This is a genomic window from Streptomyces sp. SID14436, from assembly GCF_010548465.1.
Classification (GTDB): domain Bacteria; phylum Actinomycetota; class Actinomycetes; order Streptomycetales; family Streptomycetaceae; genus Streptomyces.
The window spans coordinates 1-222 of record NZ_JAAGMD010000386.1 but is presented as its reverse complement, the minus strand read 5'-3'; the positions used below and the strand labels follow the sequence as shown (position 1 = coordinate 222).

Here is a 222-nt window from a genome sequence, read left to right as displayed (position 1 = left end):
CGCCGGGTCGCGGCCGAGGTCGCCCGCCTCCGGGTCGCCGGACCGCACGCCTCGGCGACCTTCCCGCTCGACGACGAGGACGTCGTCCTGCACCCCCTGGCCGGCCGGGGCCGGCTCACCGGGTTCATGGCGACCGGCTGTCCCCGCCCCATGCGCGGCGCCGACCGGCAACTGGTGCTCACCGCCTGCGCCCTGCTCGCCCTGCACAGCGAACAGCAGCGC

The 222-nt window shown here is 77.9% G+C and carries 1 protein-coding gene; it reads left to right on the top strand.

Going from position 1 to position 222, the window contains the following annotated elements; genetic code table 11:
- Positions 1–222: hypothetical protein (locus G3I53_RS13315; RefSeq protein ID WP_203617058.1), on the top strand; the 222-nt coding region annotated here is incomplete at both ends.